Genomic DNA, 26,480 nt, shown 5'->3' on the forward strand with positions numbered 1-26,480 from the left:
ATTCCTGTAGGAGCGAGCTTGCTCGCGATGGACTCAAGAGCACCGCGTTTAGTCAGTAAGCACGCGTAATCGTTAACGACCATCGCGAGCAGGGCTCAACAGATCCGTTAACAGCGCAATACCTGTGGGAGCGAGCTTGCTCGCGATGGACTCAAGATCACCGCGTTCAGCCAGTCAGCACGCGTCATCGTTAACGACCATCGCGAGCAGGCTCGCTCCTACAAAGAAAAAACCCGATTAACGGAATGTCCATTCAACGCATGCAGTACCAAGCGAGGGTGTCATGTCAGAACGAGTCTTGATCGATGGCTTCTCCCGGCGCGTGGACTATCTGCGCATGTCGGTCACCGACCGCTGCGATTTCCGTTGCGTGTATTGCATGGCCGAGGACATGCAGTTTCTGCCCCGGCAACGGGTGCTGACCCTGGAAGAGATCTATCAAACGGCGCAAAGCTTCGTCGCGCTGGGCACCCGCAAGATCCGTCTCACCGGGGGCGAGCCGCTGATTCGTCCGGGCGTGGTGCAGCTGTGCGAAAAGATCGCCGCCCTGCCCGGCCTGCGTGAACTGTGCATGACCACCAACGGTTCGCAACTGGCCAAGCTGGCTGTGCCGTTGTTCGAGGCCGGGGTCAAGCGCCTCAACATCAGCCTCGACTGCCTGGACCCGCAACGCTTTCGCGAACTGACCCGCACCGGTGACCTGGCGCAGGTCATCAAGGGCATCGACGCGGCCAACCAGGCCGGTTTCCACAACACCAAGCTCAACTGCGTGGTGATGAAGGGCCGCAACGACCATGAGATCAATGATCTGGTGAGATTCGCCATCGACCGCAACCTCGACATCTCCTTCATCGAGGAAATGCCGTTGGGCACCATCGACGAGCACAGCCGCGCCGAATCGTTTTTCGCAAGCGCGCAGGTCCGCGAACGCATCGCCGAACGCTACACTTTGATTGATTCCGCCGAGTCGACCCAGGGTCCGTCGCGCTACTGGCGCCTGGCCGAGGCGCCGCAGATTCGCCTGGGGTTCATCTCCCCCCACAGCCACAACTTCTGCGGCACCTGCAATCGGGTGCGGCTGACCGTGGAAGGACGCCTGCTGCTGTGCCTGGGCAATGAGCACTCGGTGGATCTCAAGGCTGTCTTGCGCAGCCACCCCGGACAGCCCGAGCGCCTGGAAAAAGCCATTATCGAGGCGATGAAACTCAAGCCTTATCGGCACAACTTCGAAGTGAACGACGATGTCCAGGTCATTCGCTTCATGAACATGACGGGCGGCTGAACCCCATGATCGTGAGACCCAAACCCAACCTGATCGGCGTGCTGACGTCCCTCAAGGGTTCGATTGCCAAGCGCATTGCCTGGCGCAGCCTGATGGTGACATTGCTCGCCTCGGCCATCGTGCTCATTGAAACCTTGCATCCCAGCTACTTTTCCAAGGTCAGCGCAACGCCCTTCACGCTGCTGGGTTTGTCGTTGTCGATCTTCATGAGCTTTCGCAACAACGCCTGCTACGACCGCTGGTATGAAGCGCGCAAGGCGTGGGGCGATGTGATAGTCGAAGTCCGTTCGATGATTCGTGAAACCCTGGTAATCAAGGACGCGGCTGAACGACACACGATCCTCAGCAACCTGTGCGGCTTCGCCCATGCCCTCAACGCGCGGCTGCGCCGGGAAAACGAACTGGCCGCCAGTGGCGACTGGCTGCACCCGATGCCCCAGGGCAACACCACGGACATCAGCGGGCAGATCCTGATGCAGGTCGGTCAGCAGTGCTCGACACTCAACGAGTCCGGGGCGATCAACGACTGGCGCTACACGCTCATGGCCAACCACCTGGCCGGCCTGACCCACGCCCAGGCCGTCTGTGAGCGGATCAAGCACACCCCGCTGCCGTTTCCCTACACCCTGTTGCTGCACCGCACCATCTACCTGTTCTGCATCCTCCTGCCGTTTGCCATGGCCGAACCCCTGGGCTGGCTGACACCGATCTTCACCGCGATTGTCAGCTACACCTTTTTTGGCCTGGATGCGATTGCCGACGAACTGGAAGACCCCTTCGGCCGCGACGAAAACGACCTGCCCACCGACGCCATCGTGCGCAACATCGAGCGCGATGTGCTGGCGGCACTGGGTGTGACGGAGTTGCCACCGCAGCTGGAGCCGGTGGATTTTGTGTTGAACTGACACTAAAGAAACACACAGAACCTGTGGGAGCGGGCTTGCTCGCGAAGGCGTCAGGCCTGTCGACATCTCTATTGAATGTGCCAGCCTCTTCGCGGGCAAGCCCGCTCCCACAAGGGATTGTGGCCGGCCGTGAGATTGGCGTTCACTGACGATCAAAACTGTGGGAGCGGGCTTGCTCGCGAAGGCGTCAGGTCAGTCGACATCTCTGTTGAATGTGCCGGCCTCTTCGCGGGCAAGCCCGCTCCCACAAGGGATTGTGGCTGGCCGTGAGATTGGCGTTCACTGAAGATCAAAACTGTGGGAGCGAGCTTGCTCGCGAAGGCGTCAGGTCAGTCGACGTCTCTGTTGGATGTGCCGGCCTCTTCGCGGGCAAGCCCGCTCCCACAAGGGATTGTGGCCGGCCGTGGGATTGGCGTTCACTGAAGATCAAAACTGTGGGAGCGGGCTTGCTCGCGAAGGCGTCAGGTCAGTCGACATCTGTGTTGGATGTGCCGGCCTCTTCGCGGGCAAGCCCGCTCCCACAAGGGATTGTGGCTGGCCTTGGGATTGGCGTTCACTGAAGATCAAAACTGTGGGAGCGAGCCTGCTCGCGAAAGCGGTGGGTCAGTCGACATCTGTGTTGGATGTGCCGACCTCTTCGCGAGCAGGCTCGCTCCCACAAGGTATTTTTGCCGGCCGTGGGATTGGCGTTCACTGAAGATCAAAACTGTGGGAGCGGGCTTGCTCGCGAAGGCGTCAGGTCAGTCGACATCTCTGTTGAATGTGCCGGCCGCTTCGCGGGCAAGCCCGCTCCCACAGTATGTTTGCTGAATTCAGAACAGTTCGCTGAAGGGTATGAACCGCGCTGTGTCGCCCACTTTCAGTGCGCAGCCCTCAAGCACTTCCACCAGCCCGTCCGCCCAGGATGCACCCAGCAACACGCCTGAACTCTGGTTCGGATAGAGCACCGCTCTCCCTCCTTCGAGTTTCGCCCGCAGGTATTCGCGGCGACTCCCGGGTTTGGGCCAGGCAAAACCGACACTGACCGGGAAGCTCAACGGCTCGACCTCTTCCACGCCCTGAATCCGCAACAGATAAGCCCGGGCCAACAGTCCGAAAGTGACCAATGCCGATGTCGGATTACCCGGCAGGCCAATCACCGGCACGCGGCCGAAGTGGCCCACGGTCAATGGCTTGCCGGGTTTGATCGAGAGTTTCCACAGCAACGGCTTGCCGCACTCGCGCAGCACCTGGCCGAGGCAGTCGGCGTCACCGGCGGACACACCGCCCGTGCTGAGCATCAGGTCTGCCGTGTGTTGCAGTTGTTCGAGCTTGAGCCGCGTCTGGCGTGGTTCGTCGGGAAGAATGCCGGCATCGATGACCTCGCAACCCAAGGCACTCAACCAATGGCTCAACAATGTCCGGTTGCTGTTGTAGATGCTGCCGGGCTTGAGGGGATTGCCCGGCTCGACCAGTTCATCGCCGGTGGACAGCAACGCCACCCGGGGTCGGCGCACCACCTGCACATGGGTGCAGCCCTGCGCCGCCGCGACCGCCAGTTCGAACGGACCGAGACGCTTGCCGGCACGTAGCAGCACATCGCCGACGCGGTTCTCCTGGCCTTGCGGGCGGATATTGCTGCCGGCGCTCAGGGGCTGCTTGAAGCGGATACGTCCGTCATCCAGTACCTGCGTGTTCTCCTGCATCTCCACGCAGTCGGCACCCGGCGGAACCGGTGCGCCGGTGAAGATGCGCGCACAGGTTCCCGGCGCCAGGGCTTCGGGGGCCTGACCGGCAAACACCTGCTGCGACACGGCCAGCGGTTCCCCGTCCCAACCCTCCACATTCAAGGCATAGCCATCCATGGCGCTGTTCGGCCACGGCGGCAGATCGAGGGTCGCCAGCAGGTCATTGGCCAATACCCGTTGCCGCGCGGCACTGAGCGGTACGGCTTCGCTGTCTTCAATCCACTGCGCCTCGGCCATTGTCAGTAAACGGTCGATGGCGTCCTCTACCGGCATCAAGGGTGAAGCGCTCATCCGCGCGTCCCGCAGGCTTGCACAGGCTTGAGGTGCGGCACGAAATTGCACGGCCGGTGGCGCGCGTCGAGCTGCTCGGCAAGGATGCCTTCCCACGCGGTGCGGCAGGCGCCCGTGGACCCCGGCAGGCAGCAGACCAACGTGCCATTGGCCAACCCGGCCAGCGCCCGGCTCTGCACCGTGGAGGTGCCGATGTCGAGGATCGAAATCGCCCGGAACAGCTCACCGAAGCCATCGATCTGTTTATCCAGCAAGCAGGCCACGGCCTCGGGGGTGCTGTCGCGGCCGGTGAACCCGGTGCCGCCCGTGATCAGCACCACCTGGATGCCGTCGTCGGCGATCCAGTTCGCCACCTGTGCGCGGATCTTGTACAGGTCATCCTTGAGCAGGTTGCGCTCGCTGAGGGTGTGACCGGCTTCCAGCAAACGGCTGACGAGTAATTGGCCGGAAGTGTCATTGGCATATTCACGGGTATCGCTGACGGTCAGCACGGCAATATTCAAGGGTATAAACAAGGCATCCGGTTTGACGCTCATGGGGTTCTCCGGCAGGCATGAATTAGATAGCTAAGTTAGATGACTTCCGGAGACTAATTCTATAAATCAAGCCGTGTCTAATCACTCTAACCAACCAGACTATCGAGCCAATCTATCAATATAAAAACAGCCGAAACCACAGCAATGATAGAGCCCGTCGATAACCCCTTAAACAACAGTGATTGGACGCACGCCAAAGACAGTGAGATCGTCCGCACCTCATGTTTGCGCCTCGCCTTGTGTCTTGCGCACCTGAGTCAATACTTACCCCCTCACTCCCCCGCCAGCAGGTGCCGTCTTGGACATCAAACAACTCAAGTTCCTGATCGCCCTGGAGCAGACCCGCCACTTCGGCCAGGCGGCCGCGCGCTGCCACATCACCCAGCCCACGCTGTCGATGCGCCTGCGCAACCTGGAGGATGAACTGGACCTGGTGCTGGTCACCCGGGGCCAGCGCTTCGAAGGTTTTACCGAGGCCGGCGAGCGTGTACTGGCCTGGGCCAGGACCCTGCTGGCGGCCCACGACGGGCTCTTCGCCGAGGCCGCCGCGTGCCGGGGCCAGCTCGTGGGTAACCTGCGCCTGGGGCTGGTGCCGCTCAGCAGCTTCAACCCGGTCACCTACATCCAGGGCCTGTCCCGCAGCTTTCCCGAGCTCAAGTACAGCCTGTCGTCCCTGAGTTCCGACCAGATCATCGAGGGCCTGGGCAACAATCAGCTGGACCTGGGCGTGTGCTACCTCGACCACGTCAACCCGAGCTATTTCGAGTTTTTCGAGATCGGCGAGACCCGCGTCGGCCTGTTGTACGACACCCGCCACTTCCATTTCGACGGCACGCAAATGAGCTGGGAGGACGCCGCCGAACTGCCGCTGGGGATGCTCAGCAATGGCATGCACTACCGCAAATCCATCGACCTGAGCTTTCGCAGCCGCGGACTGGATCCGCAGCCGATCCTGGAAAGCGATTCGACCTACCAGTTGCTGCAGGCGATCCACGAAGGTTTCTGCTGCGCGATCATGCCGCTGGACAGTGGCCTGGAAGAGCCCATCGAACACCTGTCGTTCATCGAATTGCCCGATGCCAGCGTGCTCGCGCCCCTGGGCCTGGTGATGCGAAAAACCGAGCCACGTTCGGCGATTGCCGAGAAGTGTTTCGCCGAAGCACGAACGTTATTCAACCGGACCCACTGAGAAACTGTCGGTTTTATAAAACCGAACCATAGATGTTTGCCCGCCGTGATAGACATCACCAATCGGTGCATCGGAACAAGCGATTGGACGCTTTGAAAAGTTACCCGTAGCCTGAACTTAATTCAGCGCTTCGAGGTTCTTTTCATGTTGTGCAAAGTTGAACAAGCCGATGATCGAAGCGACACTAACGCCCCTGCACCCAAACCCTTAAGTGTGAACTTTCGCGAATACGAAAACGGCGCATCAGTCTGTCAGGCGGCGCTGGCTTCAGAGATTGCCCTGGCAATCACCTACAACGGTTTGAGCCAGGCCGTGATGATGGTGTCGCCGGGCAACCTCGAAGATTTCATCCGCGGTTTCAGCGTCAGCAACGACATCGTTCGGGACCCGCGTGAAATCTACGACCTGCGCCTGACCCACTTCGACCAGGCCGTACAAGCCGACGTGCAGATCTCCAGTCGCGCGTTCTGGGCGCTGAAGAACCATCGTCGGCAAATGGCGGGTACCAGTGGCTGCGGACTGTGCGGCGTGCAAGCGCTGGAGCAGGCCCTGCCGAAACTGGAGATTCTCGAGCCGGTTGCCCTACCGCCCGCCGAGCACTTCATCGACATCCGCCAGCGCATCGAACAGGCCCAGCAAATGGCCCGCAGCAGCGGCGCGCTACACGCAGCACTGTACTTCGACAACGAAGGCAACGCGCTGATCTGCCGCGAAGACATTGGCCGCCACAACGCGCTGGACAAGCTGATCGGCGCCCTGCAACACGCCGGCATCGACAGCCGCTGCGGCTTCACCGTGGTCACCAGCCGCTGCAGCCTGGAGCTGATCCACAAGGCCGTCAGGGCCCGGCTCGGCACGCTGGTCAGCCTGTCGGCGCCCACCGCCCTGACCGTGCAATGGGCGATCAGGCATCGCCTCAACCTGATTCACGTCCCCCACCGCAACGCGCCACGCATTTACAGCCCGGCATGACGCCTTCACCTGATCACCGCGCCGGCCAGCGCAGGAACCTCCCATGACAGACATTTCAAATGCATCGCCCAACGGCCTGACCCACCTCGACAACCAGGGTCGCGCCAACATGGTCGATGTCAGCGAAAACCCCCCGACGCAACGTGAAGCACAGGCCCAGGCCTGGGTGCGGATGCGCCCGGAAACCCTGAAGCTGATTCAAAGCGACGGCCACCCCAAAGGCGACGTCTTTGCCGTGGCGCGGATCGCCGGAATCATGGCGGCGAAAAAAACCCATGAGCTGATCCCGCTGTGCCACACCCTGCTGCTCAGCTCAATCCATGTCGAACTCAAGGCCTGCACACCGGACAGCGTGAAAATCCTCGGCACCTGCCGCGTCGAGGGCCAGACCGGGGTCGAGCTCGAAGCCCTGACCGCCGTCAGTGTGGCGGCCCTGACCCTCTACGACATGTGCAAGGCCGTGGACCGGGGCATGGTCATCGACGACATCCGCCTGCTCAGTAAACAGGGTGGCCGCTCCGGTCATTTCAAGTTCGAGGACGCACAATGATCCTGATCAATTACTTCGCCCGTTACCGCGAACAGCTCAACCTGGGCGGTGAAAAACTGCCGTTGACCGACAACCTCAGGACCATCGAAGACGTGCGCCGCTTGCTGATGGCTCGCGGCGAGTTGTGGCGCCAGGTGCTCGGTGAAAACAACCTGATGTGCGCACTGAACCAGGAGCTGTGCTATCCGGACCGGGTGATCGAAGACTTTGACGAGATCGCCTTTTTTCCACCGGTCACCGGGGGCTGAGGCATGACGGTTCGGGTCCAGCGAGAAGTGTTCGACGTCACTCAGTTGATCGCCAGCCTGCAGGCCAACGATCCGGGCGTGGGGGCCGTGGTCAACTTCGTCGGCTTCGTGCGCGACATCAATCAGGGTGAGGCGGTCGCCGGGTTGTTTCTGGAGCACTACCCCGGCATGACCGAACGCTCGCTGCAAAAGATCATCGACAACGCCCGGGCCCGATGGGCACTGCGGGCCGTGCAGATCGTGCATCGGATCGGCCGGTTGTCGGTCAGTGAGCCGATCGTGTTTGTCGGCGTCAGCAGCCCGCATCGCCAGGCCGCTTTCGAGGCTTGTGCGTTCATCATGGACTACCTGAAAACCGACGCGCCGTTCTGGAAGCGCGAAGACGTGGCGGGCGGCGCACGCTGGGTCGATGCGCGGGACAGCGACCGATCCGCTGTCGAGCGCTGGGCAGATACGCCACAAGTGGCGGCTATGCAACGCGTTCCGGCATAGCTACAGTCACGGGCTCAACGTTTCCCTGCACAAGGAACCCGCGCTTGAGCCCCACGCCCTCTCCGATCACGCAACAGGCTGTGCCCCAGCCCCGGACCATCAGCCTGCGCGAAGCCTTCCTGTTCTGGCTCAAGCTTGGTTTCATCAGTTTCGGCGGACCGGCCGGGCAGATCTCGATCATGCATCAGGAACTGGTCGAACGCCGGCGCTGGATCTCCGAGCGACGCTTTCTGCACGCCCTCAACTACTGCATGTTGCTGCCCGGGCCCGAGGCTCAGCAGTTGGCGACCTACATCGGCTGGCTGATGCACCGGACCTGGGGTGGCGTGATCGCCGGCGTGCTGTTTGTGCTGCCGTCGTTATTCGTCCTGATTGCCCTGTCCTGGGTGTACATCGCCTTTGGCGAGGTGCCCGTGGTCGCCGGACTGTTTTACGGGATCAAGCCGGCGGTCACGGCCATCGTGGTGCAGGCGGCTCACCGGATCGGCTCGCGGGCGCTGAAGAACGGCTGGTTATGGGGCATCGCCGCCGCGTCCTTCGTGGCCATCTTCGTGATCAACTTGCCGTTTCCGTTGATCGTGCTCGGAGCGGCGGTCATCGGTTACTTCGGCGGACGACTGGCACCGGAAAAATTCAGGACCGGTGGCCATAGCGCGGCGAAACAATCCTACGGCCCGGCTGTGATCGACGACGACACCCCGTCCCCTGAACACGCCCGCTTCAGTGGTTTGAAGTTGGCGTACCTGGCGGTTATCGGTGCGATTTTGTGGACGCTGCCCATGGCCATGCTCACCGCCCTGTTCGGCTGGGAAGGCACGCTGACCCAGATGGCCTGGTTCTTCACCAAGGCGGCGCTGCTGACCTTTGGCGGTGCCTATGCGGTGCTGCCGTATGTGTACCAGGGCGCGGTCGGTCACTACGGATGGCTGACGCCGACGCAGATGATCGACGGCCTGGCGCTCGGCGAAACCACTCCAGGCCCGTTGATCATGGTCGTCGCCTTCGTCGGCTTCATCGGTGCCTATGTGCAGCAGGTCTTCGGCCCGGATCAAGCCTTTGTCGCCGGTGCCGTGGCGGCCACGCTGGTGACCTGGTTCACCTTCCTGCCTTCGTTCCTGTTCATCCTCGCCGGTGGACCTTTGGTGGAATCGACCCACAACGAACTCACCTTCACCGCACCGCTGACGGCCATTACGGCCGCCGTGGTGGGCGTGATTCTCAATCTGGCGTGCTTCTTTGCCTATCACGTGCTGTGGCCCAAAGGCTTCGAAGGACGACTGGACTGGCCTTCGCTGCTGATCGCCATCGTGGCGGGCATTGCCTTGCTGCGGTTCAAGCGCGGGGTGATCGAGGTGTTGATCGGCTGCGGGCTGATCGGGCTGGTGGTGCACCTGATGTTCTGAATCAAACATTTACACGCGCGCCAATCCTCCCTAGTATCCAGCCATCCCCGGATGGCTTGTGCTACTCGCCACCGACGATTTCCGCCGCCGGAAACCTGCGCCATGCGTACTTTGCCGTCACTGCTGAACATTTCGATCCAGGCCACCTCGCTGCTGGCCGCGGACGGCATTGCATGAAGCGCATCGTCAACCTGCCCATGGCCCTGCGCCGTTCCAAGTTGCGTCACTCCGCACGTCCGCCGGATAGCGCCCTGCTCGCCTGATTGGCGAGCGCCCTCCTTCGCTATCCCCACATTTGCTCAGCGTATGCAAATCCCTGTGGGAGCTGGCTTGCCAGCGAAAGCGGTGTACCTGCCAACAACCATGGCGGCTGACACAACGCCTTCGCTGGCAAGCCAGCTCCCACAGGTTGCGCATTTTGACTGACTGGCATTGAGTTTCTTTCAATTTCGCCTGGACACCGACATGACTCAACGTTGCAATTCCTACTACACCGCCACCCTCAACCAGGACACCGATTATCCGACGCTGCAAGGCCGGCACAAGGTTGACGTGGTGATCATCGGCGGCGGATTCACCGGCGTGGCCACCGCCGTCGAGCTGGCGGAAAAAGGCCTGAAGGTCGCGATCGTCGAAAGCCACAAGATCGGCTGGGGCGCCACCGGGCGCAACGGCGGCCAGGTCACCGGCAGCCTGTCGGGCGACGAAGCCATGCGCAAACAGATGCGCCGCTCCATCGGCGATGAAGTCGACGATTTCATCTGGAACCTGCGCTGGCGCGGGCACCAGATCATCAAGCAGCGCGTGGAAAAATACGGCATCGCCTGCGACCTCAAGCACGGCCACCTGCACGCCGCGTACAAACCCGCGCACATGGACGGCTTGCGCAAGGATTACGACGAGGCGGTGCGCCGTGGCATGGGTGATGAAGTCAGCCTGCTCGACCGCAGCCAGGTGCGCGACCTGCTGCAAAGCGACCTCTACCACGGCGCGATCAAGAACACCCGCAACATGCACCTGCACCCGCTCAACCTGTGCATTGGCGAGGCCCGCGCGGCCGAAAGCCTGGGTGCGTTGATCTTCGAGAACAGCGAAGTGCTGGAGATCATCCATGGCGATGGCCGTCACAAGAGCCCTGGCGTACGCACCGCCCACGGGCACATCGACGCCAATCAGGTGCTGCTGGCCGGCGACGTCTACCACAAGCTGGAACCGGGCAAGCTCAAGGGCAAGATTTTCCCGGCCATGGGCGGCATCGTCACCACCGCGCCGCTGGGCGAACTGGCCAGTCAGATCAACCCCGAAGACCTGGCGGTCTACGACTGCCGCTTCGTGCTCGACTACTACCGCCTCACCGCTGACGGTCGCCTGCTGTTCGGTGGCGGCGCCAACTACAGCGGCAAGGATTCACGGAACATCGCCGCCGAGCTGCGCCCGTGTATCGAGCAGACCTTCCCGGCGCTCAAAGGCGTGGCCATCGATTACCAGTGGAGCTGCGCGATGGGCATCGTGATCAACCGCATCCCGCAACTGGGCAAGCTGTCGGACAACGTCTGGTATTGCCAGGGCTACTCCGGCCACGGCATCGCCACCACCCACATCATGGGTGAAATCATGGGCCGCGCGATCACAGGCCAAATGGAGCAGTTCGACACCTTTGCCGCCTGCCAACACATCCGCGTGCCCATGGGCGACCTGCTGGGCAACCCGATGCTGGCTGCCGGGATGTGGTACTACCAGATGCTAGAGCGATTGCGCTGAGGTTATTGGCCAATACTTCAACATGGATGTTGTTTGTGCTGGCCTCTTCGCGGGCAAGCCCGCTCCCACAAGGGTTATTTGTCAGCCTCAAAATTTGTGGTCGACATAAATCCCTGTGGGAGCGGGCTTGCCCGCGAAGAGGCCGGCACATTCAACACACCTGCCAGCAAAAAATGCTCAAGCCTGTACCACCTCAACCCCCAACGCCCGGTAGTCCTCGACATTGCCAGACGCCACATGCCGCTCGGTGATCAGCGTGTGCACACGGTTGCAAGGCGCGACGACAAAGGGCTCCACCGCGCCCAGCTTATCGGCGGTGGTGACGGCAATCACATGGGACGCACAATCGAGCATCGCCTGCTTCACCGGCACTTCATCAAAATGCAGTGAGCTCAAGCCCACCTGCGGGTGAATCGCGCAGACCCCGGTAAACAGCAGATCGGCCTTGATGCCCGCCAGCAGCCGCAGGGTTTCGTGGCCGCTGGCCGACATCGTCGCCGGGTTGAGCTGGCCGCCGGCCAGGATCACCTTGATGCCTTTGTATTCGGACAGGGTAATGGCCGTCATCGGCGACGCCGTGATCGCGGTGATAGCGATGTCCGTCGGCAGCGAACGTGCGATCTGCAAGGTGGTGGTGCCCGAGTCGAACACCACGATCTGACCGTCCTGCACCCGTTGTGCAGCCAGTTGCGCCAGATGGGTCTTCACCTCATCGGTTTCGCTGATCCGGGTGAAATAGTCCTTGCCCGTGTCTTTGGGCCGCGGCAACGCCCCGCCGTGCACCCGCTGCACCAGGCCGGCACTGGCCAGTTCCGCCAGATCGCGGCGGATGGTGTCTTCGGACACCGCGAAATGCTGGCTCAACTCCGAGGCCATGACCTTGCCGTCGCGTTCGAGGATCAACAGGATTTTTTGCCGGCGCACTGACGGCAGTTCCGCCGCGGAATGGTTGTCTTGCATGTTTTTGCCCGTTTATGCGTGTAACTGCGTGTTGCACGAGAGTATCCGCAACCCCCAGCAAAAACAACGAACCGGTCCGGTATCATTTTTTTCGATCTTTCAAATCATTACAGCGAATTTTTTATTTTCCCGTGAGCTGTTCAAGATGGCGCCGTCACTCATGTCCTGGATGGAAACCTCATGAATATCAATTTTGCCTTTGCCTGCATGATCGTGGTCTCGTTCACCATTGCGCTGGTACACGCCTGACCGACAGGTCGTGAGGCGTCAAGATGTGCAAGGTCGCGGTAAAAGCCTGACAGATCAGGAAAATGCTCTATAACCAGTGGTGACACGATTTCCGATGCTAAGGAACTGGAAGGCTCCCTCGGAAGTTGATCTCTTGAAAAGCTGCGGACAATTGAGTGCCCGCCTGGAGACGCCACGATGAAACCCCTGAAAATAGCCGCCAGCGATGGCGCCGCCGCAAGCTTCAAGAACGCTCGGGAAGTGGTAGCGCTCAGCCAGACCGATTTCACCAACGTCGCCGTGGCGGTGGTGTCTGTGAATGACGTCATGGCCGGCGCCTTGAGTGCCATTCAGCGCACCGGTTTCGACATTCCGATTTTCCTGGTGGCCTCGCCGGATTCAGCCAACCGTCCCCGGGAAGTCTATAAGCACCTGACGGACGTGCTGCTGCAGGTGAACGGCATTTTCGATCTCACCCGCGCCAACGCCGAGTACCATGGCAACCAACTGGAAACAGCGGCCCGAGCCTATGAAGACAGCCTGCTGCCGCCATTCTTCGACTCACTGAAGAAGTACACCGAGGCCGCCAACGCGACCTTTGCCTGCCCCGGTCACCAGGGCGGCCAGTTCTTTCGCAAGCACCCGGCCGGCCGACAGTTTTTCGACTTTTTCGGCGAGACGCTGTTTCGCGCCGACATGTGCAACGCCGACGTCAAGCTCGGCGACCTGCTGATCCACGAAGGCCCGGCGCTGCTGGCGCAGAAACATGCCGCGCAAGTGTTCAACGCCGACAAGACCTACTTCGTGCTCAACGGCACCTCGGCCTCGAACAAGGTGGTGACCAACGCCCTGCTGACCCCGGGCGACCTGGTGCTGTTCGACCGCAACAACCACAAGTCCAACCACCAGGGCGCGCTGCTGCAGGCCGGGGCTACGCCTGTGTATCTGGAAACCGCACGCAACCCCTACGGCTTCATCGGCGGCATCGACGCCCACTGTTTCGAAGAAGACTACCTACGCGAACTGATTGCCGAAGTCGCCCCGGACAAGGCCGAGCTGCCTCGGCCGTTCCGCCTGGCGATCATCCAGTTGGGCACCTATGACGGCACCGTGTACAACGCCCGGCAAGTGGTCGACCGCATCGGCAAGCTGTGTGACTACATCCTGTTCGACTCGGCGTGGGTCGGCTACGAGCAGTTCATCCCGATGATGAAAGACTGCTCGCCGCTGTTGCTCGACCTGGACGAGAACGACCCGGGCATCTTCGTCACCCAATCGGTGCACAAACAGCAGGCCGGTTTTTCCCAGGCCTCCCAGGTGCACAAGAAAGACCGGCACATCAAGGGCCAGGCCCGCTATTGCAACCACCACCGGCTCAACAACGCCTTCATGGCCCAGGCCTCGACCAGCCCCTTCTACCCGCTGTTCGCCTCGCTGGATGTCAACGCACGCATCCACGCCGGCCGCAGCGGCCTGCGCCTGTGGGAGGACTGCGTGAAGTTCGGCATCGAGGCGCGCAAGCTGATTCTCGAAGCCTGCACCATGGTCCGCCCGTTCGTGCCGAACACCATCGAAGGGCGCGCCTGGGAAGACTACCCAACGGAAGACATCGCCAACGACATCCGCTTCTTCGAGTTCCATCCCAAGGACCGCTGGCATGCCTTCGGTGGCTACGCCGAGAAACAGTACTTCATCGACCCGTGCAAATTGCTGTTCACCACGCCGGGCATCGACCCGGTGGACGGCAGCTACACCGACTTCGGCATTCACGCCGGCATCCTCGCCAACTTCCTGCGCGAGAACGGCATCGTCCCGGAAAAATGCGACCTCAACTCGATCCTGTTCCTGCTCACCCCGGCCGAAGACTGGGCGAAGATGACCCACCTGGCCGCCCAGATCGCCCGCTTCGAACGCTTCATCAGCGACGATGCGCCGATGAGCCGGGTGCTGCCGGCCATCTACGCGCAGCATCAGGAGCGCTACCGCAACTACACCATTCGCCAGCTCTGCCAGGAAATGCACGACCTGTACCGCCACCACAACGTGCAGCAACTGCAGAAGGACATGTTCCGCAAGGAACACTTCCCGAAAAAAGCCATGAACCCGCAGCAAGCGCAAATCGAGTACATCCGCGGCAACGTCGAACTGGTGGCGCTGGCCGATGCTGACGGGCGTATCGCCGCTGAAGGTGCGCTGCCCTATCCACCAGGGGTGCTTTGCGTGGTGCCGGGTGAAATCTGGGGGGGCGCGGTGTTGAAATACTTCCTGGCGCTGGAGGAAGGCATCAACCGCTTGCCCGGCTTCACGCCGGAGTTGCAAGGGGTGTACCTGAAGCAGGAAGACGGTCGTACCCGGGCGTATGGGTATGTGATCAAGGCTTGATGGCATGCGGCAGGAGCTGGCGTGGGCCGGCTCCTGCCCAATGCATCGATCAGAATTTTTCCGCGATGTACTTGAACGGATAGTTCGGATCCCGATAGTTGCCGGGACTTTGGCGCTTGGGCAGTTTCACCTTCGCCCGCGGTACTTCCTCATAAGGAATGCTGCTCAGCACATCGCTGATGATGTTCAATCGCGCCCGCCGCTTGTCATTGGAGTTGGCGACCCGCCACGGGGCGAACTCGGTGTCGGTCGCCTCAAACATGTCGTCCCGGGCACGGGAGTAGTCGTACCAGCGGTTATAGGACTTGAGGTCCATCGGTGACAGCTTCCAGATCTTGCGCCCGTCGGTGATGCGCGCCTTGAGGCGTCGGGTCTGCTCCTCCGGGCTCACTTCAAGCCAGTACTTGATCAGGATGATGCCCGATTCGACCAGTGCATGCTCGACGCGCGGCGCCACGGTGAGAAATGAGCGCACCTGCTCTTCGGTGCAAAACCCCATGACCCGCTCGACACCGGCGCGGTTGTACCAGCTGCGATCGAAGATCACCACTTCACCGGCCGCCGGCATGTGCGGCAGATAGCGCTGCACGTACATCTGGCTTTTTTCCCGATCGGTCGGGGCCGGCAACGCGATCACCCGGAACACTCGCGGGCTGACACGCTCGGTCAGTGCCTTGATGGTCCCGCCCTTGCCGGCGCCATCACGGCCCTCGAAGACGATGCAGACCTTGGCGCCCGAGTGCTGTACCCACTCCTGCAGCTTGACCATCTCGACATGCAGCCGTGCCAGCTCCTCGAGATACACCTTGTTCTTGAGCTTGCCGCTTTCAACCGGCTTGCTCTTCGTTGCCGTCTTCTTCTTTGCCATGCCAGTTATCTCCTTCAATGCGTCACACAGCGTCCGGCATGCACCCGGCCGCATTCATTCAGCGCCGACTGCGCTGGTAATGTTCAACCGCCAGTTCCAGGTTCAGGAACATGCGTGCCTCGCCCAACGTATGGCCTAAGGGTGCCTTGATGACCATGTCCCATACACTGGGGCTCATACCTACCAGCCACAGTGAAATGCCTTTCTCGCTCATGCGCTGCTCGGCGCTGGTGAGCATTTTCAGGGCCGTGTATTCCAGGTCGAACACGCTGCGCAGGTCCAGGACCACGACCCTGGGTGCCGCCGCATCGATCAACGGCCGGATTTTCTCGGCGATGCGCTCGGCATTGGCGAAGAACACCCGCCCCTCGGGCCTGAGCAACAGCAGCCCGTCAAAGTGTTCGTCGTCGGCGTGTTCGGCAGACGGCGGCCGGTACACATTGGTGCCGGGCTTGCGCCCGAGGACATGCACCGGTGGGTCCGAGACCTGATAGGCCAGGGCCAGCAACGAGACGATGATCGCCACGACGATCCCTTGCAGCGTGCCCAGCAGCATCACGCCGATCATGGCCACCACGGCCCAGGCGAATTCGGTACGGCGAACCGACAGGATCTCGCGAAACTCCGCCGGCTCGATCAAGCCCACCGAATACACAATCACCACGGCGGCGAGCGTGGCATTGGGCATCAGGCCAATGAGCGGTGCCAGCAGCAGGCAAGTGCCCAATGCCAGTGCAGCGGTAATCAGTGCGGCCAGTTGCGAGCGGGCGCCGGCCAGACGGTTGACCGCCGTTTGAGTGGTCCCGCCACCCGCGACCATGGCCCCGAGAAACGCACCGCCTATGTTGGCAACGCCAGTGGCCAGCAGCTCCCGATTCGGTTGTGGCGCAGGCTCGTCACTGCGGGCGAAAGCACGTCCCGCAGCGATGGTTTCGGTGAAACTCATCAGCGCGATACCCATCGCCGAAGGCCACAGGGTTTCGGCCAACGACCATAGCGGCAGGGTCGGCGCGGGTAATCCGATCGGCACCACGCCGACGGCGGACACACCAAGACTCTCAAGGCCAAGCAGGCGCATGCCGAGGATGCCCAGCGCCACCGCAATCAAGGGAGCCGGCAGTCGCGGCGTAAAGCGTTTCATGCCGACCAGCAGCAATATCATGAACACCCCGACCGCCGCGGTCGGCAGCGAGGCATGAGGGATGCTCTGAACCGTAGCCACCAGGTTGTGCAGGAAGCCACCTTTGTCGATGTGGGTGCCCAGCAGTTTGGGGAGCTGGTCGAGCACGATGACCACGCCTATGCCGGCCTTGAACCCCACCAGCACCGGTTCGGAAATGAAATTGGCGACGAAACCCAGGCGCAGCAACCCCGCGACGATCAGGATCGCACCCACCATCAGGGCCAGCGTGGCGGAGCCCGCCAGCAGGGTCGCCGCATCGCCATCGGGGCTGATCTGGCCCAGTGCGGAACCGGCGAGAATGGCCAGGGTGGTCGTGGTGCTGACACTGAGCGGACGCGACGTGCCGAGCACGGCATAGATCACCATCGGCACCAGCACCGTGTACAGCCCGACCTGCACCGGCAGGCCGGCGATCGTGGCGTACGCCAGCGCCTTGGGAATGACCACGGCCGCTGCCGTCAGCCCGGCGACCACATCGCCCCGCAGCCAGTCCGGGCGATAGCTGTCGAGCCACTCCGGGATCAACAGGCTGCGCAAGGTACCCCGTTGTGGAGTGCCAGGGTTCCGCACTTGCGGATCGCTGCCTAGTTGATTCATCAGTCACTCCAGTCGCAAATCGTCCGTGCGGATGATGAGTGGGCTCAACTGACCGCACAATCCGTTAACTGCACGCGTAACCACTGCAAACCTTCATCGGCATCGAAGTGCGCGTGCCCGCCGCCAATCCACGCGGGCTCGACTACAAATGTAGCCGGTTTGCACCGCCACGCCGCCACTTGGTTGAAGAAGGAGTAAGACACCCCAGCATCTGCGCGCAAAAATGGAAAGCCTTATATGGACGACGTCATGAGGGCGATAAATGAGCTATACCCGCTAATTCCCCCCATTGCAGTTCTTCAACTCAGGAGTTTGGCAATGAAGCTCAAGACCTCTCTGGCAGCACTCATGGTCGCAGCCAGCCTTTTCGGCTGCGCCACTTCCTCGCACCACGGCGTGAACGTCAACCTGGTCGCCACCCGGCAAAACGCCGGTCAGATCGGCACCGTCACCTTGACCGACTGGGACAAGAAAACCGGGCTCAGTTTCTTCATCAGCGGTGCTCCAAGCGGGGTTACCCTGCCCCTGCGCCTTTACTCGTTCATCAATAACGGCACCTGCGAGCAACCCGGATCAGTCGCCTACGCGATGAACGACACCGTCAACACCGAACGCCAACCCATACGCGGCTGGTCCTTTACCCGAACCGCGCCCGTGCCGTTGCAAACCCTGGTTGACGGCAAATATTCGGTGGTCGTGCGAACGGCTCCGACCGATGGCAACGTCGATATCTTTTGCGGGGACATCAAGGCGACAGAGCCGGTGAAATAGCCCCGGCCAGTACAGGCCAGCCCACGCCCCGGTACCGCTCGTGCCACCGGTTGTCCGGTGCGGGCGGTGGCGTCGGGTGAACGAAAACGGGGGCCGGCGGCAACATCAGCAACAACCGGTCACAAACCTGTCATTACTCACTGATAACGTCCTGACGCTTTCCCGAACCGCGCCCGCTCGATCTTCGATCGCCAGCTCCCTGTACCAGGGCATTGCCCATCCGCTCAAGGTGACACTTCAGGTGTACGCAAGCACGACGCGCAAGCAAATCATCATCAGGTCCAACGACATGAGCTGCGACGACTTCGGCGCGTTGTTCTCGAGCCTGTTTGGCAACCTGTATGCCGACTCGGCGCCACCGCCGAAAAACATCATCATCGGCGGGGTCTACGGCCGACACGAAGGTGTCAGTTTTCGGCGCATGCACTATCGCGGCGACTTCACCGTGGACTTTCCCGCGCCCCTGGATGAAATCACCTTCGTCATTCCTACCGCCGGCAAGATCATCTTCAACCATGTCACCGAGTCGGTAGGTTTCGCGCAGATCGGCCTGGCGATCGACAAGGCCGAGGTCCGCTCGGCGCGCTTTGTCGATAACCACGCACAGCACGGGATATCGATCAGCCGTCGGCTGATCACCGAGCGCCTGTCGACGTTGCTGGGCAAACCCATTCTGCAAAAGGTGCAGTTCGAACCGATGGTGGATCTGCAGGCATCGGCCTTGCAGGGCATCCGGGCATTGATCGACCTGGCCACGGGCAGCGAGTTCGACCTGCTGATCAACAGCGGTTCGCTGATGCCTTCGCGCCTTCGCGAAATGCTGGTCGATGCGGTGCTGGAAACCTGGCCGCACAACTTCACCGAAGCCCTCCGGCGCCCTTCCCCACTGATAGCGCCGCGGCATGTGAAGCTGGCGGTCGAGTACATCCAGGCCCACCCCGACCACCTGGCCAGCGGCACGGAGCTGGCGCAACTGACCCATGTCAGCCTGCGCGCCTTGCAGGAAGGTTTTCAGCGTTTCATGGGCACTTCGATCGTTGCCTATCAGCGCCAGGTACGCCTGGAGCGCGCCTTTGCCGCGCTGTCCCAAGGGGCGGCGCCGTCGGTGACAGACGTGGCCCTGCAATACGGCTTCAGCAACGTCGGACGGTTTTGCCAGTATTTCCAGAGTGCCTACGGCATCAGTCCCGCAGACGTGAGAAAGGGTGTGCGAACGCGGCCGATGGCGACCCTTTGAGGGGTTAGCGGGAGCGCTCGCGAAGGTGGAGTGACATTCAACATCCCTGTCGACTGACATGGCCTCTTCGCGGGCAAGCCCGCTCCCACAATGTTTTGTGCTTGCCACATGATCCGGGCACGACACAAAACCACTGTGGGAGCGGGCTTGCTCGCGAAGGGGCCGCAAGAGTCAATATCAATATTGCCGGTCGATCACTCTCGCGAACCCGCTCCCACAGCTTGCCTTGACTGATCGTCAGAACAGGTAGCTGGCCTTCAGCCCGCCGTTGAAGCCATGGCTGTCGCCGCCACCGCTGGCGCCGATTTCTGCCCCCACGCTCCACGGCCCAAGGTTGGCCATGACGTTGACGCCACCGGTGAACTGGTCACGGTTGTCGAAGGCGGCCTGTTGCTCGATGTCCAGGCCCAGCAGGTGCCCTTCGCTGTCGACTTCAGTGTCGCCCAGCACATGCTCGTAGCCTACTTGCACCCCCGGCACCAGTTGCCAGGCGCCCAGGTTGACCGGTGCAAAGGATGCGTTGAGGTTGGCCACCGCGCTCTTGCGGGTCTCGTGGATGCCATCGACGTCCAGCGCCAGCTCACTGCCTTTTTCCTGGAAGCCCGACAGATTGACGTGGCTGATCCGCACACCGAGGCTTGGCTCGAGGGTCACGCCGCTCACCGGAACACGGTAGCCCACGGCCAGGGTCGCGCCGGTGAGGTTGCCATGGCTGTCGCCCTTGGCCGTGCCCAGGCCGCCACCGAGTTCGCGCTTGCTCTCGTAATCGAGATAACCGGCGCTGGCATCGGCATCCACAAACAGGCCGCGCTCCAGACCGTTCGGTGCAAAGCGGGCACCGACGCTGAAGAAGGTCAGGTCGGTATCGGCCTCGCCACCCGCGCCACCGACATTGCCGCGGCTGTAGCCGAAGCCGGCATGGGCGCTGAGCTGTTCGGTAAAGCGTTGGGTCAGGCCAATCATCAGGCCCTGGCTATGCTCGTTGCTGCTGGAGGCCTGAGAGGAGCCGTCGGTGCCCAGATACCCCGCCAGGGCGGTGCTCCACAGGCGATATTGCCCGGTCTTGAGGTCGGTGCCGCTGGTGAAGGGCGCAGCGGCCTGATCGATCATCGCGCCCTGGCGCAGCAGGTAGCTGGCAGCGTCGGCATGCACCTGGCCGCCAACGGTGGACTCGACGCCGCCAAGGCTGCGCGCATCGATGGCCGATTGCAGGTAGTAGTTGTAGGCGCTGTAGGTGCCCGACAGGTTGCTGTTCTGCAGTTGTTGCAACAACTGCGCACCGGCCGCGGCGTTGCCGGCCAGGTCCGCCGCGCCCGGCAGGCTGTTGTAGAACACCATCTTGCCGCGCAGCACGTAGATGGTTTCCTGGGACAGGCCGAGGCCTTGCTTGAGGTAGTTGTCCATGGTGCCGTACTGCGCGGTCACCTGGTCCAGCCCGGCTTGCAGGTAGCTGGCCTCCACACCGATCAGCGGCCCATAGATGGTCGCCATGCCGGGCGGCATCGCCGCCAGGGTCGCCTTGATACGCGCGGCGGTGTAGTCGTTGGTCGCCAGGTAGTTGCTCATGATGGTGGCATCGTCGACCCCGGCGATGCTTTGCAGCACAGCGGCGGTCCAGCCCGTGCGGTCCTTACCGGCAGTGCAATGGAACAGCGCGGCACCGTCGACCGCGGCCAGTTCATTGAACAGCTGGTTGAACTCGCTGCGCATCCCCGCGTTCCGTACGAAATCACGGTTGGTGTCCTGCATCATCGCGGTGGCTTCAGCGGCGCTGTGGAACGCGATGTTAGTGACGTTGGCGCCAGACGTTGAACCGCCGATGATGTCGATGTTGCTGTAGGTCGCGCCTGTGAGCATCGTGTCGGGCGTGGCGGCGATCTCGGTGGGCGTGCGCAGGTCGTAGACCGCCTTGATGCCCAGGCCGTTGAGGGTCGCCAGGTCCGCCGCCGATGGCGTCAGCGCATTGGAGCGGTAAAACACCCCGCCACGCATCGTGCCGTCATTGGCTGTGGTGTATGCCGTGGTGAGACCGGCGACATCGCGGAAATTGTCGATGCTCTTCAGGCGTGGGGTGTTGAGGGGAACAGTCTCGGCCGCCTGGGCGGCAGCGATGGACAGGCTCAAAACAGACAGCGAACACACAAGTCGTTGGAACACAGTGCAGCCTCATTGGAATCACGTTGGGCTGACCAATATCTACATTGCGTTGACGCTGAACATGACAAATCGCCTGCAGACGCAAATCACTGCGCGATGTGTCCGGGTGGCTCGTTTTCTGTCCGTGCCTGGCCCGGTGTGCGGCCAGCTTCAGTGCCGAAAACCCATGACAGGCCGGGTGGGAAACGTGCTGCGCAATGTCCGGCGATCAAATGCCGGACGCAAAAAACCCGCCTTTCAGCGGGTTTTTGGCTTTTCTGAAACGGCTCGCTACTGCTGTGAACTCAATGGGTTTTTTTCGAGGTCGACAGCCCGGCTTTACTCAAGCCTTTGGTGTTGTGCTCACCCGGCGTCGAGGCCGAGATAGCCCTGGCCTTGGAGAGGCCGCGAGTATCCTTGGAGTGGGCGATGCCTGAGGTCGTGCTGCCATGACCGTTGTCATCGTTGCGCTCACTACCGTAGTGGTTGCCGCTCAGGCCATGGTCGCGCACGGATTTGCCGGCATGGTCGCTGTCCAGCCCGTTGCCGCGGCCGTTACTGCCGGAGTGGCCTGTGCCGGCGTGTCCGCCACCCATGCCGCCGCCGTGACCTGCGCCGTTTCCGCCGCCGTGGCCGCCACCGTTTCCGCCGCCATTACCACCGCCGTTTCCACCGCCGTTTCCACCGCCGCCGCCGCCACCGTTTCCACCGCCACCGCCACCGCCGTCCTTCGCGTAGGCGGAACCCATGATCGACAGGCCATCAGGCAGCAAAGGGGCGGCTGCAAGCATCATGGCGCATGACATTACAGCAACGAGACTCTTGTTTTTGAAAAGCATGATTGCTTCCGTAGGTGGTTGATATTGCGTGACGTATGACGCGATATCCCTCAAACAGTTCCAGCCCGACGACAGGCGGCTGGAAGCCCACTCACACCTCAATCGAACACACCGTTGAGAATTTCATAGACGAGCCCGGTGGCCAGCGCGACCAGGATCAGATCCGTGCCGACTTGCTGCCACTCGTAACCGTCATAGTGGGGCAACCTGCCGACCAGCCGGCCATCCAGCTTTTTGGCAATGCCCGGTGGAAGCGGCTTGCCTCGGGCAAGGTTCTTTTGAATACCCGGTGGCAAGGCAGGCCCGGGGCTCCAGTAGCCCGTGTTGGCGCCGATGATCTCGAGCACGCTGCCGTGATTGATGCTGGGACCATGACTCCAGTCCCCGCCGCCGGAATTCTTGTTCTTGTTGCCATGACTGCCCTGGTTGCCCTGGTTGCCCTGGTTGCCCTGGTTGCCATGGCTGGCCTTGTTGTTGCCCTGGCCGTTTCCTGGATCAGCCAGTGCAGTCACTGAGCCGCTGACCAGGGCCAAACAGGTGATTGCTGCAATCAACGATCGAGACTTGATCATGAGTCGTTCCTTCGTGGCGGGAATGTTCCCTGAACTTTAGACGCCATTGACGGAGTTGGTTCCATCGGGTCATCGTGCGCAACGATCCGTTCATCCCGACCTCCGAAAATCACGCAGGAAATCACTCACCGTGGCGAGGGAGCTTGCTCCCGCCGGGCTGCGAAGCGGCCCTTGCGACCCGGCCGGTCCTCACCCTTCCCACCCGAAACGCTCAACCAGACTCCGCTTGATACGTCGCAGATACTTCAATGCATGGCGCTGTTTCCCGATTGTTACCTCAGCGCCGCAGTTGTCACTTCTGCGCCGCCGAACGGGCCAATAGAGTATGGCCGTCGGTGTGGAACAGGCTCGTCGACTTGTCGGCGCGCTGGCACCGATCCCCCCATCACGGAAGAGGTGAATCATGAGTTTCGTCAAAGTGGAAAAAAACCAGAGCAGCGCCCCGTCGGATGTCGACATGAAAAAAGCCATGGTCGAGTCGGGCGGCCAGCCGGGCGAGGTCACCGGGAACAATGCCGCCCGCACCCTGACCTACACCGGCGTGGTCAATCACACGGTGTACGAGAACAAGCTGATCGAGATCGCCAAGGGCAGACGCACCAGCTGGAACTTCGTCTGGGCCGATGCCCGGGCCGCCTGAGGTCAAGGCGGGGCGGCCGATCGGCTGCCCCGCTGCCCACGCCCCTGATACCCCCCCGATACCCACTTGTAACACCACGACACTTAGCCGCCCTGCCCCTCGACCCTAGAGTGACACCGTCAATGGACTGCAGCGCCAAGCGCCAGCAGCCATTGTTTGCCCAACACACCACCAAGGAAGAGGGAAACCATGAGCAAGTCAATCGCTGTCAGCCAACAGAGCCAGCAGCTTCACAATGATGTGCAAGAAGCCGTCAAGTCGATCATGGGTGCTACGCAACTGAAGGCGTCGGATTACGGCCGGGTACTGAGGTCGGCCCTGGCGGCTTCGCAAAAAACCGTCACCATCGAAATCGCCGCCGGCGACCTGGCGCAGCTGAAGAAGTCCGGCTACAAGCTGTGCTTTGCCAAGAAGGTGGGTGACGCCGACTACAACGTGGTCTGGCAGTCCTATAACGCTTACCTGAGCAACAACGAGTTCAGCTGGACGCCGCAGTATCAGCTGTTCGCCTCCAACGTGTTCAGGGAAAACGTGCAAGTCAAAGTCTCGACCAACATCATCAACATTGGCCTGGGGCAAACCTCGACACTTGATGAACACGGCCTGCTGAGCCCGGCGGTAACCGGTGGCCCGAACATTTCCCTGACTTTCGTGAACGACTACGCGCCGATTCATCCGGGGGTCAACCAGTTGTCCACCGGCATTGATGGCAATCAGGTCAGTACGCCAATCTACGTGGCCGTAAACCAGGTCGTCACCGGCAGTACCGCGCTGACGCCGGTGGAGACCATCCTCGTGTGGTTCGAACAGAACGTACAGACCAGCACCATGTTCAGTACCTCACGCTCCAAGGCGATCGAAATCGACCTGACGTTCGATAACACCGCAGGTCGCCTTTACGAAGGCGGTCAGTGGAAAACCGTGTAACCGTCATGCCAGGGCAACCTCGCGGTTGCCCTTTCACTTCTCTTTACCTGCCGTGGCGAAGTAGCCCGTCAGCGAGCGACAGATCGACTGTGCGAGATCCTCCTGGGTGGCGATGCCATAGGGTCGATCACGATCGAACTGTGCCGACCAGCGAATCCGCCCCTGCGCCACATCCACCAGGCGCAATGACGCGCGCACCCGCGAAGGCTCGACTCGCACGCTGCCCTCCAGGCAATAGCTGTAACGCCCGCCACGCTTGAAGTCCGCTACCGGCTCGCTGTTGCGTGCCACCCGCATCAACACATGATTGGTCCCGGTCTGCGCCTGTTCGAACGACTCGAACAGGCGGCAGCTCAACTCCTCGCACAAGCCCCGGGCAAAGTCATTGCCATCGCGGGTGAGGCAGGTAAACGGCTGGATCTGGACCACAGGATGGCGCGTGCCGACGCCCTTGGGCCGCAGCCGCTGATAGGTCAAGCGATAACACCCGGCTGGAATGCTGAAGCGCACCGGGTCCTGCTGGCCGTTGCCGGCGTAATGCGCTGCGAGCTTGCGCCGCAAGCGCCCTACCTGCACCCGCACCACCGGATCGTCGCCGGTGCAATACACTGCCGGGTCACGACGAAACACCGCGATGCCGATCGCGTGTTCGGTCAGCGGCGTTTTGCCAGCCTGAAGGTCGTGCTCGACCAGAAAGCGCAACAGACTACCCATGCGCCGGGACTTGGCAAACAACGGGCTGACCAGCAATAGCGCCAGCACCCGCTCGATTTCTTCCCGATCGAGCGGCTCGGGAACCCCCGCCGCCGTCGAATCGGCCATGCTCATGATCACCATCGCCTGCCTCCGTGCAGGTTGCCGACAGGAATGGATGTCGCACTCCGTGATTACCCTTGCAGCGCGAGCAGGAATGGGCTCGGGCACTGCAACGTCCAAGCTTAGCAGCCGTGTTGATATCGGCAGGCAATTGCGATGGTAGCAACCCGCCAGCCGACGAACGTTCAATCTTGACGTCCGAAAAACTTGTAGGACTTGCCTCTCTGTGGCGAGGGAGCTTGCTCCCGCCGGGCTGCGAAGCGGCCCTCATCCCTTGCAACTCATTTCCTCAGACACTTCGAAGTGCCTGATTTTACGGCGGCAGAGCCGCCGATCGGGAGCGAGCTCCCTCGCCACAGGGGGTATTTGGCGTCCTACAGGCTGGTTGCGGCACTGGAAATCTCCGCCTAATGTGCGCCCGTCGCTGACTTGAGTTGGCGATTGGGTTTCGCAGCCCGAAGGAAACAAGCCTTAGACCGTCAAACAACAATTCTGGCAAACTGCGCCGGCTTTACGTTTTATGGCGGTTGTACGTGGGAGATCTCCGGATCTGCCGGGTTTTGGGTTGTCTTCCTCGGTCTGCGAACCCGCGTACAGCTGCCACCCAATTGATTCGCAGCAAGCAGGTGGCGCTTCATTAATTTTTTGAGTAAATATCAAAATGATGAACAACCCACCCCGCCGCTTCACCCCCATGAAACAAATCGCCACCAGCTACCCCGTCCTCCTCATCGACAGCGACGCCCCGCTACGCGAACTCCACAACTGCGTCGCCGAACGCCTCAACGCCGTCCTGCAATACCTCAACCTCATGGCCTGCACCAGCCTCCCCGACTACGCCGAAAACGACATCAATACCGTGACCAACATTTCGCGGATTCTGCTGCAGGATGTACGGGATGTGTTTGGGGTCATCGAGCAGCGGGGGTTGAGTTGCCCAAAGAGCAGTGATCCCCTCTGAGGCGTAA

General features: G+C 61.5%; 24 protein-coding genes. 15 read left to right on the forward strand and 9 right to left on the reverse strand.

Annotation, left to right across the window (positions count from 1 at the left end; genetic code table 11):
• The first annotated feature begins 283 nt into the window (after positions 1-283).
• The gene (gene moaA, locus KW841_RS28550; protein ID WP_218480640.1) at positions 284-1,282 is read left to right on the forward strand and encodes a GTP 3',8-cyclase MoaA; all 999 of its coding nucleotides are present in this window, start codon (positions 284-286) and stop codon (positions 1,280-1,282) included.
• A 5-nt stretch (positions 1,283-1,287) separates the two neighbouring features.
• Positions 1,288-2,187 carry a bestrophin family protein gene (locus KW841_RS28555; RefSeq protein WP_218480641.1) on the forward strand — a complete coding sequence of 300 codons (900 nt, stop codon included), beginning with the start codon at positions 1,288-1,290 and terminating at the stop codon, positions 2,185-2,187.
• Between the two features lie 812 nt (positions 2,188-2,999).
• On the opposite strand, the gene glp is transcribed toward KW841_RS28555, so the two are convergent.
• Positions 3,000-4,205 carry a gephyrin-like molybdotransferase Glp gene (gene glp / locus KW841_RS28560; protein ID WP_218480642.1) on the reverse strand — a complete coding sequence of 402 codons (1,206 nt, stop codon included), beginning with the start codon at positions 4,203-4,205 and terminating at the stop codon, positions 3,000-3,002.
• Complete coding sequence (gene moaB, locus KW841_RS28565; protein ID WP_007976036.1) at positions 4,202-4,741, reverse strand: molybdenum cofactor biosynthesis protein B; 540 nt, start codon at positions 4,739-4,741, stop codon at positions 4,202-4,204. Before moaB ends, glp begins: the two co-directional genes overlap by 4 nt.
• Before the next feature lie 298 nt (positions 4,742-5,039).
• Here moaB and KW841_RS28570 point away from each other — a divergent pair, with 298 nt between their 5' ends.
• The 7 genes from KW841_RS28570 to KW841_RS28600 all read left to right on the forward strand — a co-directional run bounded on the left by KW841_RS28570 (position 5,040) and on the right by KW841_RS28600 (position 11,356).
• On the forward strand, positions 5,040-5,930 hold the full coding sequence (locus KW841_RS28570) for a LysR family transcriptional regulator (protein WP_126046152.1): 891 nt from the start codon (positions 5,040-5,042) through the stop codon (positions 5,928-5,930).
• Positions 5,931-6,074: 144 nt separating this feature from the next.
• Entirely contained in the window at positions 6,075-6,902 is an 828-nt protein-coding gene (fdhD, locus tag KW841_RS28575) for a formate dehydrogenase accessory sulfurtransferase FdhD (protein ID WP_218480643.1), read from the forward strand.
• Positions 6,903-6,945: 43 nt separating this feature from the next.
• Positions 6,946-7,452 (forward strand): cyclic pyranopterin monophosphate synthase MoaC, encoded by a 507-nt coding sequence (moaC, locus tag KW841_RS28580; protein WP_218480644.1) that lies wholly within the window; start codon positions 6,946-6,948, stop codon positions 7,450-7,452.
• On the forward strand, positions 7,449-7,700 hold the full coding sequence (locus KW841_RS28585) for a MoaD/ThiS family protein (protein ID WP_218480645.1): 252 nt from the start codon (positions 7,449-7,451) through the stop codon (positions 7,698-7,700). Before moaC ends, KW841_RS28585 begins: the two co-directional genes overlap by 4 nt.
• A gap of 3 nt (positions 7,701-7,703) precedes the next feature.
• Positions 7,704-8,192, forward strand: a complete 489-nt coding sequence (gene moaE, locus KW841_RS28590) for a molybdopterin synthase catalytic subunit MoaE (protein ID WP_218480646.1) — start codon at positions 7,704-7,706, stop codon at positions 8,190-8,192.
• A gap of 44 nt (positions 8,193-8,236) precedes the next feature.
• Positions 8,237-9,595, forward strand: a complete 1,359-nt coding sequence (gene chrA, locus KW841_RS28595; RefSeq protein ID WP_218480647.1) for a chromate efflux transporter — start codon at positions 8,237-8,239, stop codon at positions 9,593-9,595.
• Positions 9,596-10,060: 465 nt separating this feature from the next.
• On the forward strand, positions 10,061-11,356 hold the full coding sequence (locus tag KW841_RS28600; RefSeq protein WP_218480648.1) for an FAD-binding oxidoreductase: 1,296 nt from the start codon (positions 10,061-10,063) through the stop codon (positions 11,354-11,356).
• Between the two features lie 177 nt (positions 11,357-11,533).
• Here the strand turns inward: KW841_RS28600 and KW841_RS28605 are convergent, their stop codons facing one another.
• Positions 11,534-12,316, reverse strand: a complete 783-nt coding sequence (locus KW841_RS28605; protein WP_218480649.1) for a DeoR/GlpR family DNA-binding transcription regulator — start codon at positions 12,314-12,316, stop codon at positions 11,534-11,536.
• 426 nt (positions 12,317-12,742) lie between these two features.
• Between KW841_RS28605 and speF the strand changes: the two genes are divergently transcribed.
• The gene (speF, locus tag KW841_RS28610) at positions 12,743-14,926 is read left to right on the forward strand and encodes an ornithine decarboxylase SpeF (RefSeq protein ID WP_218480650.1); all 2,184 of its coding nucleotides are present in this window, start codon (positions 12,743-12,745) and stop codon (positions 14,924-14,926) included.
• A gap of 49 nt (positions 14,927-14,975) precedes the next feature.
• On the opposite strand, the gene ppk2 is transcribed toward speF, so the two are convergent.
• The gene (ppk2, locus tag KW841_RS28615; RefSeq protein ID WP_015095568.1) at positions 14,976-15,794 is read right to left on the reverse strand and encodes a polyphosphate kinase 2; all 819 of its coding nucleotides are present in this window, start codon (positions 15,792-15,794) and stop codon (positions 14,976-14,978) included.
• A gap of 58 nt (positions 15,795-15,852) precedes the next feature.
• Complete coding sequence (locus KW841_RS28620; protein ID WP_218480651.1) at positions 15,853-17,574, reverse strand: SulP family inorganic anion transporter; 1,722 nt, start codon at positions 17,572-17,574, stop codon at positions 15,853-15,855.
• Between the two features lie 318 nt (positions 17,575-17,892).
• Between KW841_RS28620 and KW841_RS28625 the strand changes: the two genes are divergently transcribed.
• Both KW841_RS28625 and KW841_RS28630 read left to right on the forward strand, forming a co-directional pair.
• A complete protein-coding gene (locus tag KW841_RS28625; protein WP_218480652.1) occupies positions 17,893-18,345 on the forward strand; it encodes a hypothetical protein in 453 nt (150 codons plus the stop codon).
• Positions 18,346-18,634: 289 nt separating this feature from the next.
• Positions 18,635-19,582, forward strand: a complete 948-nt coding sequence (locus tag KW841_RS28630; RefSeq protein WP_256357983.1) for an AraC family transcriptional regulator — start codon at positions 18,635-18,637, stop codon at positions 19,580-19,582.
• A 237-nt stretch (positions 19,583-19,819) separates the two neighbouring features.
• On the opposite strand, the gene KW841_RS28635 is transcribed toward KW841_RS28630, so the two are convergent.
• The 3 genes from KW841_RS28635 to KW841_RS28645 all read right to left on the reverse strand — a co-directional run bounded on the left by KW841_RS28635 (position 19,820) and on the right by KW841_RS28645 (position 23,129).
• Positions 19,820-21,739: a tyrosine-protein phosphatase gene (locus KW841_RS28635; protein ID WP_218480654.1), complete on the reverse strand. Its 1,920-nt coding sequence runs from the start codon at positions 21,737-21,739 to the stop codon at positions 19,820-19,822.
• Positions 21,740-22,023: 284 nt separating this feature from the next.
• Positions 22,024-22,557: a hypothetical protein gene (locus tag KW841_RS28640; protein ID WP_218480655.1), complete on the reverse strand. Its 534-nt coding sequence runs from the start codon at positions 22,555-22,557 to the stop codon at positions 22,024-22,026.
• A 98-nt stretch (positions 22,558-22,655) separates the two neighbouring features.
• Positions 22,656-23,129, reverse strand: a complete 474-nt coding sequence (locus KW841_RS28645; RefSeq protein ID WP_218480656.1) for an anti-virulence regulator CigR family protein — start codon at positions 23,127-23,129, stop codon at positions 22,656-22,658.
• A 403-nt stretch (positions 23,130-23,532) separates the two neighbouring features.
• Between KW841_RS28645 and KW841_RS28650 the strand changes: the two genes are divergently transcribed.
• Together KW841_RS28650 and KW841_RS28655 are read left to right on the forward strand one after the other, a co-directional pair.
• On the forward strand, positions 23,533-23,769 hold the full coding sequence (locus tag KW841_RS28650) for a hypothetical protein (RefSeq protein ID WP_218480657.1): 237 nt from the start codon (positions 23,533-23,535) through the stop codon (positions 23,767-23,769).
• Positions 23,770-23,958: 189 nt separating this feature from the next.
• On the forward strand, positions 23,959-24,696 hold the full coding sequence (locus KW841_RS28655; RefSeq protein WP_218480658.1) for a hypothetical protein: 738 nt from the start codon (positions 23,959-23,961) through the stop codon (positions 24,694-24,696).
• A gap of 33 nt (positions 24,697-24,729) precedes the next feature.
• On the opposite strand, the gene KW841_RS28660 is transcribed toward KW841_RS28655, so the two are convergent.
• A complete protein-coding gene (locus tag KW841_RS28660; protein ID WP_218480659.1) occupies positions 24,730-25,533 on the reverse strand; it encodes a hypothetical protein in 804 nt (267 codons plus the stop codon).
• A gap of 640 nt (positions 25,534-26,173) precedes the next feature.
• Between KW841_RS28660 and KW841_RS28665 the strand changes: the two genes are divergently transcribed.
• A complete protein-coding gene (locus KW841_RS28665) occupies positions 26,174-26,473 on the forward strand; it encodes a fructose-bisphosphate aldolase (RefSeq protein ID WP_371319547.1) in 300 nt (99 codons plus the stop codon).
• Positions 26,474-26,480 lie beyond the last annotated feature (7 nt).

The sequence above is a fragment of the Pseudomonas sp. PDM28 genome (assembly GCF_019219115.1).
GTDB lineage: Bacteria > Pseudomonadota > Gammaproteobacteria > Pseudomonadales > Pseudomonadaceae > Aquipseudomonas > Aquipseudomonas laurylsulfatiphila.